The organism is Pseudoalteromonas sp. 2CM41L (assembly GCF_023161905.1).
Classification (GTDB): domain Bacteria; phylum Pseudomonadota; class Gammaproteobacteria; order Enterobacterales; family Alteromonadaceae; genus Pseudoalteromonas; species Pseudoalteromonas atlantica.
In genome coordinates, this window is the sequence record NZ_JALNTN010000022.1 from 31,060 (window position 1) to 49,781 (window position 18,722).

General features: G+C 40.3%; 19 protein-coding genes. 16 read left to right on the forward strand and 3 right to left on the reverse strand.

Annotation, left to right across the window (positions count from 1 at the left end):
- Nucleotides 1-2 precede the first annotated feature (2 nt).
- Genes recF through dnaA form a run of 3 tightly spaced genes read right to left on the reverse strand, consistent with a single transcriptional unit; the run spans nucleotide 3 to nucleotide 3,620 of the window.
- Nucleotides 3-1,097, reverse strand: a complete 1,095-nt coding sequence (gene recF, locus MTF64_RS18615) for a DNA replication/repair protein RecF (RefSeq protein WP_024032132.1) — start codon at nucleotides 1,095-1,097, stop codon at nucleotides 3-5.
- Nucleotides 1,098-1,111: 14 nt separating this feature from the next.
- Nucleotides 1,112-2,215 carry a DNA polymerase III subunit beta gene (dnaN, locus tag MTF64_RS18620; protein WP_029772814.1) on the reverse strand — a complete coding sequence of 368 codons (1,104 nt, stop codon included), beginning with the start codon at nucleotides 2,213-2,215 and terminating at the stop codon, nucleotides 1,112-1,114.
- A gap of 13 nt (nucleotides 2,216-2,228) precedes the next feature.
- Nucleotides 2,229-3,620, reverse strand: a complete 1,392-nt coding sequence (gene dnaA, locus MTF64_RS18625; RefSeq protein ID WP_004588059.1) for a chromosomal replication initiator protein DnaA — start codon at nucleotides 3,618-3,620, stop codon at nucleotides 2,229-2,231.
- A 616-nt stretch (nucleotides 3,621-4,236) separates the two neighbouring features.
- Here dnaA and rpmH point away from each other — a divergent pair.
- The 16 genes from rpmH (at nucleotide 4,237) to atpA (ending at nucleotide 18,699) form a co-directional block, all read left to right on the forward strand.
- On the forward strand, nucleotides 4,237-4,371 hold the full coding sequence (rpmH, locus tag MTF64_RS18630; RefSeq protein WP_004335215.1) for a 50S ribosomal protein L34: 135 nt from the start codon (nucleotides 4,237-4,239) through the stop codon (nucleotides 4,369-4,371).
- 7 nt (nucleotides 4,372-4,378) lie between these two features.
- On the forward strand, nucleotides 4,379-4,804 hold the full coding sequence (gene rnpA, locus MTF64_RS18635) for a ribonuclease P protein component (protein WP_029772813.1): 426 nt from the start codon (nucleotides 4,379-4,381) through the stop codon (nucleotides 4,802-4,804).
- 125 nt (nucleotides 4,805-4,929) lie between these two features.
- Nucleotides 4,930-5,205: a membrane protein insertion efficiency factor YidD gene (gene yidD / locus MTF64_RS18640; protein WP_004588061.1), complete on the forward strand. Its 276-nt coding sequence runs from the start codon at nucleotides 4,930-4,932 to the stop codon at nucleotides 5,203-5,205.
- 8 nt (nucleotides 5,206-5,213) lie between these two features.
- Complete coding sequence (gene yidC / locus MTF64_RS18645) at nucleotides 5,214-6,848, forward strand: membrane protein insertase YidC (protein WP_248452304.1); 1,635 nt, start codon at nucleotides 5,214-5,216, stop codon at nucleotides 6,846-6,848.
- A gap of 135 nt (nucleotides 6,849-6,983) precedes the next feature.
- A complete protein-coding gene (mnmE, locus tag MTF64_RS18650; RefSeq protein ID WP_004588063.1) occupies nucleotides 6,984-8,348 on the forward strand; it encodes a tRNA uridine-5-carboxymethylaminomethyl(34) synthesis GTPase MnmE in 1,365 nt (454 codons plus the stop codon).
- Nucleotides 8,349-9,250: 902 nt separating this feature from the next.
- The gene (mioC, locus tag MTF64_RS18655; RefSeq protein WP_024032128.1) at nucleotides 9,251-9,700 is read left to right on the forward strand and encodes an FMN-binding protein MioC; all 450 of its coding nucleotides are present in this window, start codon (nucleotides 9,251-9,253) and stop codon (nucleotides 9,698-9,700) included.
- A 426-nt stretch (nucleotides 9,701-10,126) separates the two neighbouring features.
- Nucleotides 10,127-12,016 carry a tRNA uridine-5-carboxymethylaminomethyl(34) synthesis enzyme MnmG gene (mnmG, locus tag MTF64_RS18660; RefSeq protein ID WP_054983815.1) on the forward strand — a complete coding sequence of 630 codons (1,890 nt, stop codon included), beginning with the start codon at nucleotides 10,127-10,129 and terminating at the stop codon, nucleotides 12,014-12,016.
- Between the two features lie 15 nt (nucleotides 12,017-12,031).
- Nucleotides 12,032-12,652, forward strand: a complete 621-nt coding sequence (gene rsmG, locus MTF64_RS18665; RefSeq protein ID WP_004588066.1) for a 16S rRNA (guanine(527)-N(7))-methyltransferase RsmG — start codon at nucleotides 12,032-12,034, stop codon at nucleotides 12,650-12,652.
- Between the two features lie 14 nt (nucleotides 12,653-12,666).
- Entirely contained in the window at nucleotides 12,667-13,452 is a 786-nt protein-coding gene (locus MTF64_RS18670) for a ParA family protein (RefSeq protein WP_004588067.1), read from the forward strand.
- A 20-nt stretch (nucleotides 13,453-13,472) separates the two neighbouring features.
- On the forward strand, nucleotides 13,473-14,399 hold the full coding sequence (locus tag MTF64_RS18675; protein WP_004588068.1) for a ParB/RepB/Spo0J family partition protein: 927 nt from the start codon (nucleotides 13,473-13,475) through the stop codon (nucleotides 14,397-14,399).
- 142 nt (nucleotides 14,400-14,541) lie between these two features.
- On the forward strand, nucleotides 14,542-14,922 hold the full coding sequence (locus MTF64_RS18680; protein ID WP_024032126.1) for an ATP synthase subunit I: 381 nt from the start codon (nucleotides 14,542-14,544) through the stop codon (nucleotides 14,920-14,922).
- Between the two features lie 15 nt (nucleotides 14,923-14,937).
- The gene (gene atpB / locus MTF64_RS18685; protein ID WP_004588070.1) at nucleotides 14,938-15,795 is read left to right on the forward strand and encodes a F0F1 ATP synthase subunit A; all 858 of its coding nucleotides are present in this window, start codon (nucleotides 14,938-14,940) and stop codon (nucleotides 15,793-15,795) included.
- A 51-nt stretch (nucleotides 15,796-15,846) separates the two neighbouring features.
- Complete coding sequence (gene atpE / locus MTF64_RS18690; protein WP_004588071.1) at nucleotides 15,847-16,080, forward strand: F0F1 ATP synthase subunit C; 234 nt, start codon at nucleotides 15,847-15,849, stop codon at nucleotides 16,078-16,080.
- Nucleotides 16,081-16,122: 42 nt separating this feature from the next.
- The gene (atpF, locus tag MTF64_RS18695; RefSeq protein ID WP_004588072.1) at nucleotides 16,123-16,593 is read left to right on the forward strand and encodes a F0F1 ATP synthase subunit B; all 471 of its coding nucleotides are present in this window, start codon (nucleotides 16,123-16,125) and stop codon (nucleotides 16,591-16,593) included.
- A gap of 16 nt (nucleotides 16,594-16,609) precedes the next feature.
- A complete protein-coding gene (gene atpH, locus MTF64_RS18700) occupies nucleotides 16,610-17,143 on the forward strand; it encodes a F0F1 ATP synthase subunit delta (RefSeq protein ID WP_004588073.1) in 534 nt (177 codons plus the stop codon).
- Nucleotides 17,144-17,157: 14 nt separating this feature from the next.
- Nucleotides 17,158-18,699 (forward strand): F0F1 ATP synthase subunit alpha, encoded by a 1,542-nt coding sequence (atpA, locus tag MTF64_RS18705; RefSeq protein WP_004588074.1) that lies wholly within the window; start codon nucleotides 17,158-17,160, stop codon nucleotides 18,697-18,699.
- Nucleotides 18,700-18,722 lie beyond the last annotated feature (23 nt).

Genomic DNA, 18,722 nt, shown 5'->3' on the forward strand with positions numbered 1-18,722 from the left:
ACTTATCTTGTTATTAGGTTGCCATGTTTCACGTGGAACATTTGTAGTTCTCGTTGCATGGGTTCCACCACAGCAGAAATACTTTCAGACAAAATTGAAGAAATAAAAATTTGAGAACTGCAATGAGCCAATAATTGACCCACTTTCTCTTTTGTATCTTCGCCTAACTCTGAAGGTAGATCATCTATTAGCAATATAGATTGCTTATCTGTCTCTGACTCAATTAAACTATTTTGCGTTACTTTTAACGCATAAAGCAATAACTTCAATTGACCGCGTGAAAACGTATTCTCTACGCTGTTGCCAGCGACACTAAAACTAAAATCGGCCTTATGAGGGCCTTTACTTGTAAAACCTTGGCGAGCGTCTCGCTCAAAGTTTTGCTCTAATGCATCACTCAAAGACTCACTGTCTTTCCAGCCTGCATTAAAGTTGATTTCTAAATCGCGTATAAGCGTTAATTCTGCACACATTTTATCAAAAAACTGCTGCTTAAACCTACTTATATACGCCATTCTTAATTTATTTATTTGTTCTGCCAGTCTAACAAATTCTTTGTCCCAAAACCTAATTTGGTCAAAATAATTCTTTGGCTTACTTTTTAATAATGCATTGCGTTGTTTAAGCACTTTATTAAACGATTGCCATAAATAAAAAAACTCATGTTCCACGTGGAACAAACCCAAATCTAAAAACTTACGTCGCTCTTTTGGGCCACCAAAAAACAATGAATAGCTTTCGGGTGTAATAATTTGCACAGGCATTAACTGCGCAAGTTCAGAGATTTTTCTGCTGGCTTTGCCTTGTATTTTTAAATTAGTTTCACCACTTTGGGTTTTACTAATCCCAATAGGAATAGACAAGTCGTGTAGCGCTTTGCGGCCATGTATTACAAACTGATCTTGCTGATGTTGAATAATACTTTTATGTTTAGGTGTTCGAAAAGATTTGCCGTGAGAAAGGTAATAAATAGCCTCTAAAAGGCTGGTTTTTCCGCTGCCGTTTTCACCATAAATTATATTAACGCCGTTGACTGGTTCTAGCGTCAGTGCCTCAATATTACGAAAATACTTGAGGCTCAAGTGACTTAAACTCATTTATAATGGGTATCTTATAATCGCATAGGCATAACCACGTACATTGCTTCTTCATCGCCCGCACCTTCAATAAGCGCACTGCTGTTTGAATCTGCTAATGTAAATAGTACATCTTCTGTTTTTAATGTATTAAGTACATCTAATACATACGATACATTAAAACCAATTTCTAGCTCATCACCCTCATACATTACTTCTACTATTTCCTCAGCCTCTTCTTGCTCAGGGTTATTAGCCGTAATTTTAAGTAAGCCATTTGCAAGGTTTAAACGCACACCTCTAAATTTTTCGTTAGATAAAATAGACACACGTTGAAACGCGTTACGTAACCATTCACGGTTAGCGGTAATTACTTTATCTCCACCACGCGGTAATACGCGGCGATAATCAGGGAAGCGGCCATCCACTAACTTACTAGTAAAAGTAAATTCCACATCGATAATACGAATATGGTTAGCGCCAAATTGAATAGTAACTAATTCTTCATCGGCAACCATAAGGCGCATAATTTCTTGCACACCTTTGCGCGGTATTATTAATTGGCGCTGCGTATTTAACGATTGGCCTAATTCTTTTTGCGCTATTGCCAAACGGTGGCCATCGGTGGCCACTGTTTTTATGTCGCTATTATCTACTTCAAACGACATGCCATTTAAGTAATAACGAACGTCTTGGTTAGCCATTGAAAAATGTGTGCTTTCAAGTAACTTACGTAACTCTAAACGCGTTAGCTGAAACTCAACCTCGCCATCCCACTGCTCTAAATTAGGAAAGTCTTCCGCGGCAAGTGTAGTAAGTGAAAAGCGGCTTTTACCACTAGTTAAAAGCAGTTGGTGCTCTTGTAAGCTCAATGTAAGCTCAGAACCATCAGGCAGGCTTTTACAAATATCGAGTAATTTTTTAGCAGGTAGCGTTAACTTTGTATCGGCAATATCATCACCAACAAAAACACCTGCAACTAGTTCAATTTCAAGGTCTGTGCCTGTCATTGAAAGTTGCCCGTTTTCTACCACTAACAATACATTAGATAATATAGGTAACGTATGTTTACGTTCAATCGCACCCGATACTTGCACTAATGGCTTTAAAAATTGTTCTCTTGAAATGGTTATTTGCATAATAAAGTCAGCCCTAAGATGACAACGTTCTTATTAAATTTTGATAATCTTCTTTTATTTCGTGGCTTTCATCACGAAGTGATTTAACCTTTCTACACGCATGTAATACCGTGGTGTGGTCACGTCCACCAAATGCGTCACCAATCTCAGGTAAGCTGTGATTAGTTAATTCTTTAGATAATGCCATAGCTACCTGACGCGGCCTCGCGATAGAGCGGCTGCGGCGCTTAGATAACAGATCTGACACACGTATTCTGTAATACTCAGCCACAGTGCGCTGTATGTTGTCTATAGTGACAAGCTTATCTTGCAGTGCCAATAAATCGCGCAGCGCTTCTTTTACAAAGTCGATAGAAATTGGGCGTCCGGTAAAATTAGCATTAGCTATTACACGGTTAAGCGCGCCTTCTAATTCACGTACGTTTGAGCGTAATTTTTTAGCGATAAAAAAAGCGACTTCGTGCGGTAAATTAATTTTACTCTGCTGCGCTTTTTTCATCAAAATGGCAACACGCGTTTCAAGCTCTGGCGGCTCTATAGCAATCGTTAAACCCCAACCAAATCGTGATTTAAGCCTGTCTTCTACACCCTCAATTTCTTTTGGGTAGCGGTCAGAGGTTAAAATAATTTGCTGATTACCTTCTAATAATGCATTAAAGGTATGAAAAAACTCTTCTTGTGAGCGCTCTTTATTAGCAAAAAATTGAATATCATCAATCATTAGCGCATCAACACTACGGTAATAACGTTTAAATTCTTCAATGGCGTTATTTTGTAGTGCTTTTACCATGTCTTGCACAAAACGCTCAGAATGCATGTAAACAATTTTAGCATCGGGCTTGTTAGCCATAATGCCATTACCTACTGCATGTAATAAGTGAGTTTTACCTAAGCCTGTGCCACCGTAAATAAATACTGGGTTAAAGGCAGAGCCAGGGTTATCTGCAACTTGTGTTGCAGCCGCTTTTGCTAGCTGGTTAGATTTACCCTCAACAAAGCTGTCAAAGGTATAGTTATCTTTTATATTAGATTTATAGCCTGATTTAGGCGCAGGCTCTACTGCTGCTTTTTGTTCTACAGGTTGCTGTTTAGCAGGTGCCTGTGAACTAGGTGATGCAGGGGCTTCAACACTTGGCGCCGCCGCTTGAGTATTTAGTAGTGGTTTACTACCTACATCAAAACGTAATTCGGGCGCTTCATCACCACAAATTTCTACCAGTAACTCATTAATACGGTTTAAATACTTTTCTCTTACCCAATCAAGAACAAAGCGATTAGGTGCGTAAATCGTTAAGGTATCTTCGGTACTTTCTGCTTGTAGTGGTCTTACCCACATACTGAATTGTTGCGAAGGCAACTCATCTTGCAATACATATAAACAACTTTGCCAAACCGACAGATACACAGTTAAACTCCCAGAGGTATAATTTTTATTCCCGCACATCAATAATGATTAAAAATCATACATTTATTGCGTTCAATTGGCCAGCTACCCGACCCAAGACCGGGTATTATGAAGGCACTTTATCCACAAGTAAAAGATTGATTTTTATAAAATTGTTGATATCAGTGTATAAATATCTTAACAGACTGATTTATAGCGACTTTTATTTTAAAGCCTGATAACAGATCATAACAAAAACACACTGAGATCGCGAACCAATTTTACGATCTAAATGAGTTTTCCCATGCTTTTATTCACTTTTTAAACACCAGCTGTGGAAAACTTCTTAATTATGATGATCCTAGTTGATCACCCTACTTTATTACGATCCACATTCTTTTAGTCACACTCGGCCATTAATTCGCCTTTTTGCGCAAAAGCAGACCATTTTGCTTTAAAATTAATCCATAAATATCAAGCCAGCGTACAAAAAATGTAATAAACACGGTGTTTACAGCGCAATTATGATTGACTTTAAAGTGCTTAATCTATAATATCTCGCGCTCGCAATGGCACCTGTGCCAGGATCGCGACCTGCATAGGATGTTTTAACTTTAACCGATCGGATGAGATTGTTATGAAAAGAACTTTTCAACCTAGCGTTTTAAAACGCAAACGTGCACACGGCTTCCGTGCTCGCATGGCAACTGTAAATGGCCGTAAAGTATTAGCACGTCGCCGCGCTAAAGGCCGCAAAGTTCTTTCTGCTTAATATATAAGTGGAAGACTTTAGCTTTGGCAGGGAGTTACGTCTGTTAACTCCCTCGCATTACTCTCGCATATTTAATGAACCCGCTCGGGCTGCAACTCCTTTATTTACTCTTTTAGCTAAACCTAATGACCAAGATAAACCTAGGTTAGGACTCACTGTTGCTAAAAAACGTGTAAAAAAGGCATGCCAACGAAACCGTATTAAACGACTCGCTCGCGAAAGTTTTCGTTTAAATCAACACACCATCGATAATATCGATATTGTGCTTATGGTAAAAAGTGGTATTGATGAGCAGTCTAACGAAGAAATAACCAAACAACTTACAAAGCTGTGGCGTAAAATAAATGAACGCTGCAAACCTGGTGCACCTAAACCACCACCTTTTAAAAAACGCCCAAACAAATCAGCTAAATCTAATAAACAAACCCGATAGCAATAGAATTGCAGGGTTAATTAGGGTATCTTTAGCTCACCTTTTAATCATGCGTTTAAAATCTCTAATTGAGCCTTTAAATACATGGTATCTATTCACTAAATATACGCAGGGGTATAAACACCATGAGGTTACTTAAACCACTTGTTGCTATTCCAAAGCGTTGTTTAGTGTTATTTATCCGCGGTTATCAAATGTGGATAAGCCCACTACTAGGCCCGCATTGTCGTTTTAATCCAAGCTGCTCTCATTACGCTATTCAAGCAATTAATTTGCATGGATTTGTAAAAGGGAGTTGGTTAGCACTTAAACGCATATTAAAATGCCATCCTTTACATTCAGGCGGAGAAGACCCCGTTCCTGAAAAATTAACCCGTATTAACCACCAACACGAGAAATAAGAGCTGTTATGGAATCGCAACGCACGTTTTTATTAATCGGTTTAATGTTAGTGTCGTTTTTATTATTTCAAGAATGGAATAATGACTACAACACTCCTAAAGCCGATCCTAGTGCCACTACACAAACACTAAACACAACGTCACCAGAGTCAGATGATTATATACCGTCATCGTCAGATTCAGGTTTACCTGCTTCGGCTACCGCTGCTAAGCGTTCAGTTATTGACATTACGACTGACGTTTTCAAAGTAAAAATAGACACCAAAGGCGGTGACATTGTTGAAGCAGACTTACTCGAATATGAAGAAGTAAAAGGTGAAGAAACACCATTTATGCTTCTAGGCGAGTTTGATGGCAATCAATACTTCTCACAAAGTGGTTTAATTGGTTTAAATGGCCCAGACGCATCAGCGAATGGTCGCCCTACTTACCAAGCAACGCAAAAAGCCTACACGCTAAGCGGTGATGAGCTACGTGTACCACTTACCTATGTTGATAGTAATGGCGTTAGCTTCACTAAAACATACGTATTTAAAAAAGGTCAATACGATGTAGGCCTAGAGTACACAGTAAATAATGCTACAAGTGCGCCAGTGCAAGTACAGCTATACACGCAAATTAAGCGTACCGTACAAGAAAAAGGCAGCTTAGTAGATCAAAACTATTTAGGTGCAGCTTACGGTACTGATGAAGAGTCGTACGAAAAATACAGCTTTTCAGATATGGCTGACAAAAACTTAAATAAAAACACCCAAGGCGGTTACGTTGCATTTATTCAGCATTACTTTGTAAGTGCATGGGTACCTAAGCAAGACGAAACACACACGCTTTACAGCTTAATTACTAAAAGTAATGCCGCTATTATTGGTACAAAAGCAGCGCCTATAAATGTACAAGCCGGCAGCGAGCAAACTCTTAATGCGACTTACTACATGGGCCCTAAAGAGTCAGATATTCTTGAAGCGATTCACCCAGATTTAGACTTAACTGTAGATTACGGTTGGTTATGGTTTATTTCGCAGCCTTTATTTGTACTTCTTAAATGGTTACACAGCATTTTAGGTAACTGGGGTGTCGCTATTATTGCCATCACTATTATCGTTAAATCGTTAATGTACCCACTGACTAAAGCGCAATACACGTCAATGGCTAAAATGCGTGCCCTTCAGCCTAAAATGGCTGCCCTAAAAGAAAAATATGGTGATGACCGTCAAAAGTTCGGCCAAGCTACTATGGAAATGTACAAAAAAGAAAAAGTTAACCCTATGGGTGGCTGTTTCCCTATTTTGCTACAAATGCCAATTTTCTTAGCACTATTTTACGTATTCTTAGAATCAACAGAGCTGCGCCATGCAGAGTTCATTCTTTGGCTAACTGACCTTTCTACAAAAGACCCATACTACGTATTACCAATATTATTTGGTGCAAGTATGTTTGTGACGCAAAAACTACAACCAATGACGGTTACCGACCCAATGCAGCAAAAAATGATGACCTTTATGCCGGTTATCTTCTCTGTATTCTTCTTATGGTTCCCATCTGGTTTAGTACTTTACTGGTTAGTGTCTAACCTTATTTCTATTGTCCAGATGCTTATCATCTACCGTGGCATGGAAAAGCAAGGTATAAAAGTAAGAGGCTAGCTTAACGGCTACTCATATAAAGGCGACTTAGGTCGCCTTTTTTATTGCCTATTTTTTACCACAGCTATTCGCTACCAATAAATGCATAGGTTACAATAGCGCCATTAAAGTTACTCTCGTTGGCAAATAAATAGCATGATCAATCAAGACACAATTGCAGCACAAGCGACCGCCCCTGGGCGTGGTGGCGTAGGTATAATTCGGGTTTCTGGCAGCCTTGCGAAAAGCGTGGCCGAAAAAATAATAGGTAAAGTACCTAAGCTTCGCTATGCCGACTACGTTCCTTTTAAAAGTTTAAGCGGCGAGCAACTCGACCAAGGTATCGCTATTTATTTTGCAGGCCCAAATTCATTTACCGGCGAAGACGTACTTGAACTGCAAGGTCACGGCGGCCCTGTTGTACTCGACATGCTATTAAAAGAAATTAGCCAAATAGAAGGCGTTCGCTTAGCTAAGCCTGGTGAGTTTTCTGAGCGCGCCTTTATGAACGACAAGCTTGATTTAACCCAAGCAGAGGCTATTAGCGATTTAATTAATGCAACCTCAGAGCAAGCAGCTAAAAGCGCCCTACAGTCGCTACAAGGTGAGTTTTCTAAACACATTGAAACCCTAGTAGAAAAAGTTATTCATTTACGTATGTATGTAGAGGCAGCCATTGACTTCCCTGATGAGGAAATTGACTTTTTATCCGATGGCAAAGTATCGGGCGATTTAGATGCCATTATCAGTCAATTACACACAGTAACGAGCCAAGCTAAGCAAGGCAGTATTATGCGCGAAGGTATGCGCGTTGTTATCGCAGGGCGCCCTAATGCGGGTAAATCAAGCCTACTTAATGCCCTAGCAGGCCGCGAAGCCGCCATAGTAACCGAAATAGCCGGTACTACTCGCGACGTACTACGTGAGCACATTCATATTGATGGTATGCCACTGCATATTATCGATACCGCAGGTCTACGTGAAAGCCCAGACCGCGTTGAACAAATAGGAATAGAGCGCGCGTGGGATGAAATAAATCAAGCTGATCGCGTGTTGTTTATGCTTGATGGCACCGACACCACCGACACAGACCCACACGCAATTTGGCCTGAGTTTATGGCAAAGTTACCGCAAGGAATGGGGGTTACCGTTATCAGAAATAAAGCCGATTTATCGGGCGATGCAGTAGGTATGGATGAAAACCAACAATACCCAGTAATTAGTTTAAGCGCTAAAAATGCGCAAGGTATTGAGCTTGTACGCGACCACTTAAAAGCTTGTATTGGCTTTCAGGGCGCAACAGAAGGTGGATTTATGGCGCGCCGCCGCCATTTAGATGCACTTGAACATGCGGCCTATCACTTAGATACTGGTAAAACGCAGTTAGAAATGCACGTAGCCGGCGAAATATTAGCCGAAGAGCTACGCTTAACGCAGCAGTACTTAAACGAAATAACCGGTGAATTTACCTCAGACGACCTACTAGGCAAAATATTTAGCTCATTCTGTATTGGTAAATAACTCGCTAAAGCAGCATAAAATAACACTTACTTTAGGGCACATTAGTGCCCTTTTTTATGCCCGGTATAAAAATTTAAAAAGCTAAAATGGGGCTAAAGTTAAATAAAAACGCGCCTGATTTTAGCGTATTCAACTCACCTCTGTAATCTCTTACAGTATAAAAATACACCACGTTAAGCGCGTAATTGGCGCTCGATATAGCTTAAAAAAGTACCAATATGCCGCTAAAAAGCATCCTTAAGTAGATCGTTTTAACTACAGTTTATGAATTTATAAGCAAAAGTAACCGGTACTATTAAGGCCAACGCCCTCGTTTTTAATTGATCCACCAGCAAAACTTCTCGCTGAACTTGAAAAATAATAAGACTAATTAAAAAAGGTTATCCACAATCGTCTACTTTATGGCTAATAAATCTAAAATAGCGACACATTTATAAGCTTAAACAGTCACGATCTATAAAAAAACGTGGTTTATTACACTTAATTTCACTTTTTTAGGGCAGATCTGCTTAATCGGATCGTTTTTAAAAATTATTTTTGATCGCCTTTTTAAGTTATCAACAAGATTACTATCCACATTATGATCAACAACAGCTTAGCTATATAAAAACGTGGGCTGGTGGCCTCACTTATAATAAAAAATCAATGACTTAGCTTTATTTAGATCTACAAAACATACTAGTTAAGCAGAGCTTTCCCCAACCTTATCAACAACTTGATCAGAAGATTACATTTAAATAGTTTTTGTTAATTCATTTATATTCAGTAACTTATATAAGTAATTACAACAAAGAGCAAAAACAACTCAAAAATAGTTATACAAAATTACAAAGGTTTTCTTTACTGCAAGCCTAACTCAGTTATCATAGCGGGCAAATAAGTAATGTGTGATCAGTTTAAATATGAGTTCTGTAAATATAATCGTTGGTAGTCAAATGGGATCTGCAGAATATGTAGCAGAACAACTATGTGATGAGTTAAATAACCAAGGTATAAGTGCTGAACTACATGATCAACCTAATTTATCTGATATTGATCAACACAATACAATCTGGCTTATATGCACATCGACCTATGGCGCGGGCGATTACCCCGACAACCTTTTACCATTTATTGAGCAGCTAAATCAGCAAAGTGACTTATCTGCAATTAAATATTCAGTCATTGGCTTAGGCGATACCAGCTACGACACCTATAACCTTGCTGGGCGTAATATAAATAGTTTAATGGCAAGCCTTGGCGCAACATGCATAGCGCCAAGGCTTGAATTAAATATTCTTGATGAGGCATTACCCGAAGATACCGCCCTAGAGTGGTTAGATTCGTGGATAGAGAAAACACAATTAAAGTAATGTGATCGATTAAAATGCATAAACAAAGTTACCCACAATTTACTAATAATTTAATAGCTTTTGTGGATAACCGCTGATCAAACTGCGTTTTTAAGCATGCTTATCCATGGGATAAGATCCAATCGATATTGGGCTGTGTATAAACCCCCTTTTTGATCAGAGCTTATTTGCCTGATGATCCGATCATATTAACACCTTTAGATCTGATCTAATTTTATGTTTTAAATGAATAAATAGAGCTTATCAACAGAAAACCCGATCACTAGTAGTAATAGTATTAAAAGATCTCTTTAAAAGATCCTTTATATTATAAGTGATCAGTGACTTAGATCTTGCCCACTGTTTAATCATTTATCTTCTGCTAATTTCTAGGTAGAATACGCTCCCTTTTGAAGTTTACTGGTTTGATTAAGTAGGATCCCATTAATGATTTTTCACGAAAAGTTTGACGTTATCGTAGTAGGTGGTGGACATGCAGGCACTGAAGCCTCATTGGCTGCTGCACGTATGGGGATGAATACCCTGCTGCTAACTCATAATATGGATACACTTGGTCAAATGTCTTGCAACCCTGCAATTGGTGGCATAGGCAAAGGCCATTTGGTTAAAGAAATTGATGCGCTAGGCGGTGCTATGGCACAGGCTATTGATAAAGGCGGTATTCAATTTCGTACCTTAAATTCTTCAAAGGGACCTGCTGTTCGTGCAACTCGAGCACAAGCTGATCGCGCTTTGTACAAAGCTGCAATTCAAAACACATTACAAAACCAAGAAAACCTAAAAATATTTCAACAATCGTGTGATGATCTTATCGTTGAAAACGACAAAGTTGTTGGCGTAGTAACCCAAATGGGATTACGTTTTAGCGCACCTAGTGTTGTATTAACCGTAGGTACTTTCTTAGGTGGCCAAATACATATTGGTTTAGAGAATTTTAAAGGTGGTCGTGCAGGCGATCCCCCTTCAATTGCACTTGCTGATCGTTTACGTGAGTTACCTTTTAGAGTAGACCGTTTAAAAACAGGTACTCCACCACGTATTGATGCCCGTACAGTTGATTTTAGCAAGATGCAAGAACAACCAGGTGATGCGCCCACACCAGTATTTTCGTTTATTGGTAAACAAAGCGATCACCCACAGCAAATACCGTGTTATATCACCTACACAAACGAAAAAACCCATGAGGTTATTCGTAACAATTTACATCGCTCGCCTATGTACTCTGGCGTAATTGAAGGTATAGGACCACGTTACTGCCCTTCAATAGAAGATAAAATTGTGCGCTTTGCTGATAAAGACAAGCACCAAATATTTGTAGAGCCTGAAGGTTTAACATCGTACGAGCTTTACCCTAACGGTATTTCAACCAGCTTACCTTTTGATGTGCAGTTACAAATAGTGCAATCGATAGATGGTTTTGAAAACGCACATATTTGTCGCCCTGGTTATGCTATTGAATATGATTTCTTTGACCCGCGTGATTTAAAACAGTCATTAGAAACCAAGTTTATAGACGGATTATTTTTTGCAGGCCAAATAAATGGTACTACTGGTTACGAAGAAGCCGGTGCACAAGGTTTAATTGCCGGCATGAACGCCGCTTTACAAGTACAAGGCAAAGATGCATGGACTCCACGTCGTGATGAAGCGTATGTGGGCGTACTGATAGACGACTTAGCAACGCTTGGTACAAAAGAACCGTACCGTATGTTTACTAGCCGTGCGGAATACCGTTTATTATTGCGTGAAGATAACGCTGATATTCGCTTAACAGAAAAAGGCCGTGAACTTGGTTTAGTTAACGATGAGCGCTGGCAGGCATTTAACGAAAAAATGGAAGTGATCGAAAAAGAGAAACAGCGTATTAAAGAAACCTGGATCCATAAAGATCATGCTGTGGTTGATCAAGTAAACGCCTTATTAAAAACACCGCTTACTCGTGAAGCAAGTTTAGAGGATCTACTTCGTCGTCCAGAAATTCGTTACGACGATTTAATGGCTATTGATGGGCTAGGATCTGAGTTTACAAACCAAGCTGCACTTGAACAAGTTGAGATCCATACTAAATACGCAGGCTACATTGCGCGCCAGCAAGATGAGATCAATAAACAGCTTCGTCATGAAGAAACCATTTTGCCTAAAGAGTTCGATTACTCAACGGTATCGGGTTTATCAAACGAGGTAGTTGCTAAGCTAACGGATGCGCGTCCAGACACTATTGGCCAAGCTTCTCGTATTTCTGGTATCACCCCAGCGGCGATTTCGCTATTATTAGTGTATCTGAAGAAGCAAGGCTTATTACGCAAAACTGCGTAATGGTAAAGGTAAACTGTGTTACAGCAACAATTAACAACATTGTTAGCGCAAACTGATATTGCGCTAACTGAAAAACAACAACAGCAATTAGTTAAATACGTTGAGTTACTAAACAAATGGAACAAAGCGTATAATTTAACGTCTGTACGCTTACCAGAAGAAATGATGATTAAGCACATTATGGATAGCTTAGTTGTTGCACCTCATTTACCCGGTCATCATTATATTGATGTAGGCACAGGTCCTGGCTTACCAGGTATTGTATTAGCTATTGCACTACCTGATACGCAATTTGTATTGCTTGATAGCTTAGGCAAACGTGTTCGCTTTTTAATGCAAGTTAAACACGAGCTCGGGCTAAATAATGTCACCCCTGTGCAGTCAAGAGTTGAAGAATATCAACCAAGTGTTAAATTAGATGGCGTACTAAGTCGTGCGTTTGCTTCACTGCAAGATATGGTTGATTGGTGTTCACACTTAATTGATCACTCAGGCAAATTTATAGCGCTTAAAGGTGTGTTTCCTAGTGAAGAGCTAGAGTCGCTTCCTGAGGGGGTAAAATTTGAAGATAAAATCTCGCTAGTAGTGCCTGAGCTTGATGCACAACGACATTTAATTATTCTTTCTAAAGACTAGGGATCAGAGACATAGTGGCAAAAGTCATCGCATTAGCAAATCAAAAAGGCGGCGTTGGTAAAACAACAACGGCTGTTAATCTCGCTGCATCTATGGCTGCAACGAAGCGTAAAGTGCTGTTAATAGATCTCGACCCCCAAGGCAACGCTACGATGGGTAGCGGTGTAGACAAATATGGCGATGTCGCCACCATTTACGATTTACTCATTGAAGAAAAACCAATGGATGAGGTGATAATCACTGAAACCTCGGGTGAGTATCATATGATAGCGGCCAACGGCGATGTAACCGCAGCCGAAGTAAAGTTAATGGAATTGTTTGCACGCGAAGTACGCCTTCGTAATGCGCTTGAAAAAATACAAGATAAATACGAATTTATTTTTATCGACTGCCCGCCTTCACTAAATATGTTAACAGTAAACGCCATGGCTGCTGCTGATTCTATTTTAGTACCTATGCAATGTGAATATTATGCGCTTGAAGGGTTAACCGCATTAATGGACACTATTACGCAACTTGCAAAGTTAGTTAACCCTAACTTACAAATTGAAGGCATTCTTCGTACTATGTACGATCCGCGCAATCGATTAGCAAATGATGTATCAGAACAATTAAAACAACATTTTGGCGATAAAGTATACCGCACCGTGATCCCACGTAATGTGCGTCTCGCCGAGGCACCTAGTTTTGGTGCACCAGCAATGTACTACGACCGCGCATCAAGTGGCGCAAAAGCCTACTTAGCACTTGCGGGCGAAATGCTACGCAGAAAAGAAAAAACAGCGCCGGTAGTCGCCTAACTTTAAGGTAAAAAAATAACATGTCTGCTAAAAAACGAGGTTTAGGCCGAGGACTCGATGCCCTTTTAAGTTCATCAAAACCAGCGCCGAGCTCAAGCAAGGAACAAGACACAGTAAATGTGACTGAAGCTGTACAAACTGCAGCACAGCCCGTTGCGAATGAATTGCAAAAGCTGCCTATTGAGTTTTTACACTCAGGAAAATACCAGCCTCGTAAAGATATGTCTGAAGAAGCGCTTGAGGAGTTAGCAAGCTCTATCCGCTCTCAAGGCATTATTCAGCCAATTGTGGTGCGCCCAGTTGCAGAAAATAGCTTTGAAATAATAGCCGGTGAGCGCCGTTGGCGTGCTGCACAAATAGCAAAGCTTGAAAGTGTACCTTGTATTGTAAAAGATGTGCCAGATGAAGCCGCCGTTGCTATTGCGCTGATAGAAAATATTCAGCGTGAAGATTTAAACGCAATGGAAGAAGCTATCGCTTTAAACAGATTATTGAATGAATTTGAATTAACGCACCAGCAAGTTGCCGATGCGGTGGGTAAGTCGCGCACTACCGTGACCAATTTACTACGATTAAACAATTTAAATAGTGATGTTAAAATTCTGTTAGAGCATGGCGACATAGAAATGGGCCACGCACGCTGTTTATTAGCTCTTGAAGGTGAAGCACAATCTGACGCTGCAAGATTAGCCGTAGCTAAAGCGCTAACTGTGCGCGAAACCGAAAAGTTAGTACGCTCAATTTTAGAGCCGGTTGCTGCTAAAGAAGCACCTGAAAAAGACCCAGATGTTAAGCGCTTAGAGCAAAAATTAGCCGACAACTTAGGGGCTAAAGTAGAAATAAATTATAACGCGAAAGGCAAAGGTAAGTTGGTTATTTCTTACACCAATTTAGATGAGCTTGATGGCATTTTAAATCGTATAAATCACAGCAATACCGACCATTAAAATTTTACATGTCCGATAAGAGACATTTGTAGCTATTTTGTGTTACAAAGCGTCTACTCAAGTTGCAAAACTGGTAGGATTAAGTATAATTTCGCCAGTTTTCACACCCTAACAATTAGAACGCCATAAAGGTTAACTAAACGTGACTAATAAGTTAGCAAGACCTTATAGGCTTGCCGCATTTAAATTAATTTGTCTTCAGGGTATCGTAGCACTTGTAGCTGCAGTAATTATTTTTGTTGGTTGGGGAGTAAACGCCAGCGTATCAGCACTTGCCGGTAGCAGCGTAGCAATACTTCCCCACCTAGTATTTGCGCTTTATGCATTCAGATATATGGGTGCAAGCAAAGCAAATCAAGCGTATACCTCGTTAAAACGCGGTAACGGATTAAAATTTATGCTAACAATCGTATTGTTTGCACTGATACTCAAGTCAACCACGGTCGTTTTAGTGCCGTTTTTTTGTGTTTACGTATTTGTGCTCTTTACCGGATTGTTTGCACCCGTTTTTTTTAAACATTAACTTTTGGGATATAACATGGCTGCAGAAGAAGTTACTATATCAAGCCATATCCAGCATCACTTAACAAACGCTAAGATGTGTATGACCGACTCAGGTCTTGCCTTCAACAAAGCGTGTGCAGACAGTGGTTTCTGGACATGGAATATAGATACCCTCGCATGGTCAATCGGACTTGGTCTATTATTTTTATGGACCTTCCGAAGCGCCGCAAAGAAAGCACACACCGGAGTACCGGGTAAATTTCAATGTTTTATTGAAATGATTGTTGAGTTCGTTGGTGACAACGTACGTGACACTTACCACGGTAAAAGCAAATTAATTGCTCCATTAGCCTTAACAATTTTTGTTTGGGTGTTCTTAATGAACTTAATGGATTTAATCCCAGTTGATTTCTTACCTGCACTTGCTGGTTTTGTTGGTGAACAAGCCTTTGGCATGGACTCACACGACGTTTACATGAAAATTGTACCTACCACAGACATAAACTTAACTGCTGCATTAGCATTGGGTGTGTTTATTCTGATGATTGGTTACTCTATTAAAATTAAAGGGGTTGGTGGCTTCATTAAAGAGCTTACACTTCACCCGTTTAGCTCTAATAGCAAAGTGGCTATGATTTTCTTAATTCCTTGTAATTTATTACTAGAAACAATCGCTCTAGTGTCTAAGCCTTTCTCGTTAGCACTGCGTTTATTCGGTAACTTATACGCTGGTGAATTGATATTCATACTTATCGGCGCAGTTGGTTTAATGCAACTTCCGTTGCACTTTGTTTGGGCTGTATTCCATATCTTAGTAATCGTGTTACAAGCATTCGTATTTATGATGCTAACCATTGTTTACCTAAGCATGGCAAGTTCAGACAATCACTAATTTATACACTTTTTATATTTAACTTTAACAATTGAAACTTTGGAGAAAAAAATGGAACTAGTATTAGGTCTTAAGTACATCGCAGTTGCTTTACTTATCGGCTTCGGTGCAATCGGTACTGCTATCGGCTTCGGTAACATGGGTGGTAAATTCCTAGAAGCATGTGCGCGTCAGCCTGAACTTGCACCTTCATTACAAGTTAAGATGTTCATCCTAGCTGGTCTAATCGATGCGGTAGCAATGATCGGTGTTGGTATCGCAATGGTAATCCTGTTCGTACTTTAATTTTATTTTTTGAACAGCTTACTATTTTAAGGAGGAGCGGTCGTGAACATAACAGCCACTCTTATCGGTGAATTAATTGCGTTTACGGTGTTTGTACTATTTTGTATGAAATATGTATGGCCACCACTTAATGATGCAATTGAGTCTCGCCAGAAGAAAATTGAAGATGGTTTAGCTGCCTCTGATAGAGCCGAAAAAGACTTAGAACTTGCGCAACAAAAAGCTGCAGAACAGCTTAAAGATGCAAAAGCTCAAGCGGCTGATATCATTGAACAAGCTAAAAAGCGTGCCGTGCTTATTGTTGACGAAGAAACTGTTCGTGGACAAGAAGAGCGTGAAAAAATTATTGCTCAAGGGCACTCTGAAATTGAATCAGAGCGTAACCGTGTAACAGAAGAGCTACGTAAGCAAGTAGCAACTCTGGCAGTGGTTGGCGCTGAAAGAATTTTAGAGCGTGAAATCAATCAAGCCGCACATAGTGACATCGTTGAAAAACTTGTCGCTGAGCTGTAATTAGGAGGGTATGAGCATGTCTGAATTGACTACTATCGCTCGCCCATACGCTAAAGCGGCTTTTGAACTTGCCGTTGAAAAAGGCACGATTGAAAGCTGGAATGACATGTTGTTTTTTGCAGGCGAAGTTGCCAGCAATGAACAAGCATCAGCCATTCTAGCTGGATTGCCTACTGCTACTGCACAAGCTGAGTTATTTATTAACTTATGTGCTGAGCAGCTCAACGAACAAGGTCAGAACCTAGTTAAGGTGATGGCTGAAAATGGACGTTTGATTGCACTGCCTGAGGTTGCTCAGTTATTCGCTGCGTTTAAAGCAGAGTATGACAAAGAAATCGACGTAGATGTGATTTCGGCAACCCCTCTTGCTGCAGCGCAGCAAGAGTCATTGGTAGCGACACTTGAAAAACGTTTCGCACGCAAAGTTAAGCTGAATTGTAGTGAAGACGCTGCAGTTGTTGGCGGCCTTATTATTAAGGCGGGTGACACTGTAATCGACGGCTCAGTACGCGGTAAATTAAACCGCTTAGCCACAACACTACAATCGTAATTGGGAAAAAGAGCATGCAACTTAATTCCACTGAAATTTCAGATCTGATCAAACAACGTATTGAGCAGTTCGAAGTTGTAAGTGAAGCTCGTAACGAAGGTACTATCGTATCTGTTACTGACGGTATCATCCGCATCCACGGTCTAGCTGACTGTATGCAAGGTGAGATGATTGAGCTTCCAGGCAACCGTTATGCTATCGCACTAAACCTTGAGCGTGACTCAATTGGTGCAGTAGTTATGGGTCCTTACGCTGACCTTACTGAAGGCGTAAAAGTATACACAACTGGTCGTATCTTAGAAGTTCCTGTTGGTGCTGGCTTACTTGGTCGTGTTGTAAACACACTAGGTGCTCCTATCGACGGTAAAGGCGCTTTAGATAACGACGGTTTTGAACCTGTAGAAAAAATTGCACCAGGTGTAATCGAGCGTCAATCTGTAGATGAGCCAGTTCAAACTGGTTACAAATCTATTGATGCGATGATTCCAGTTGGTCGTGGTCAGCGTGAGCTTGTTATCGGTGACCGCCAAACAGGTAAAACTGCACTAGCAATCGATGCAATCATCAACCAAAAGAACACAGGCGTTAAGTGTGTGTACGTAGCGGTTGGCCAAAAAGCATCTACTATTGCTAACGTAGTACGTAAATTAGAAGAGCACGGTGCACTTGCAAATACTATCGTAGTTGTAGCATCTGCTTCTGAGTCTGCGGCACTTCAGTACTTAGCACCGTTCTCGGGCTGTACTATGGGTGAATACTTCCGTGACCGTGGTGAAAACGCATTAATCGTATATGATGATTTATCTAAGCAAGCTGTTGCTTACCGTCAAATCTCATTACTACTTAAGCGTCCACCAGGTCGTGAAGCATACCCAGGTGACGTATTCTACCTTCACTCGCGTCTTTTAGAGCGTGCATCGCGTGTAAACGCTGATTACGTTGAAAAGTTCACTAACGGTGAAGTGAAAGGACAAACTGGTTCATTGACGGCATTGCCAATCATTGAAACTCAAGGCGGCGACGTTTCTGCGTTCGTACCGACAAACGTTATCTCTATCACCGATGGTCAGATCTTCTTAGAAACTGACTTATTCAACTCAGGTATCCGTCCGGCAGTAAATGCTGGTATCTCGGTATCGCGTGTTGGTGGTGCTGCACAAACTAAAATCGTTAAGAAACTAGGTGGCGGTATCCGTCTAGCCCTAGCTCAGTACCGTGAATTAGCTGCGTTCTCGCAGTTCGCGTCTGACCTTGATGATGCAACTCGTGCTCAACTTGAGCATGGTGAGCGTGTAACAGAGCTAATGAAGCAGAAACAGTACGCACCAATGTCTGTTGCTGAAATGTCTTTGTCGTTATTTGCAGCTGAGAAAGGTTATCTGAAAGATATCGAAATCTCTAAAATTATGGATTTCGAAGCAGCTTTACTTTCTTATGCAAGTAGCACATACGCAGAGCTTGTGGCTCAAATCAATGAAACTGGTAACTACAACGCCGAGATCGAAGCGCAGCTTAAAGAACTTCTTGAGAAGTTCAAGTCTACGCAAACTTGGTAATTTAGTTATTAATGGTGCGCTTT